Source organism: Aerococcus sp. L_32, assembly GCF_050689315.1.
Map to the genome: position 1 here is coordinate 1 of NZ_JBOEQF010001196.1, position 558 is coordinate 558.

At 32.1% G+C, this 558-nt stretch carries 1 protein-coding gene; it reads left to right on the plus strand.

Translation table 11 applies throughout. The annotated features are described in order from the left end of the window. Positions 1-172 precede the first annotated feature (172 nt). The coding region (locus tag ACRCJ0_RS18905) for a LacI family DNA-binding transcriptional regulator (RefSeq protein ID WP_431391743.1) at positions 173-558 on the plus strand (386 nt) is incomplete at its 3' end.

Below are 558 nucleotides of genomic sequence, written 5' to 3' on the forward strand. Positions count from 1 at the left end.
TTGTAAAATCTTGATTTAATGTTGTCGTGTCCATAAGCAATCTCCTTGATTTATATGATAATTTTATTATAGATTATTCAGATAAAATATTCGATATGTTTACTAAACTTTTACTAATGTAGCTGCAAATGTGTTATAATGGATAAAAATACATGATAAAGGAAGTAAAGATATGGCTACTCTTAAAGATATTGCAAAATTAGCAAAAGTTTCGCAAGCGACCGTTTCACGTGTGTTGAACCGTGATGAAACCCTTTCTGTTGGTGAAGACACGAAACATCGTATTCTAGCCATTGCAGACGACTTGGGCTATACCAAACATCAAAAGACGACGAATATACCAAAACAGCGACAAAAAATTGCTGTTGTCCAATGGTATAGTGAGCAAGAAGAATTAAACGATTTATATTATTACGCTATTCGGATTGGGATAGAAAAACGTGCAGAAGATTTAACCTATGACATTGTCCGTTATTTCAATAATCAAATTATTCAAATTGCTGATGATATTGCTGGAATTATTGCCATCGGTAAATTTTCTAATCAACAAATTAAACG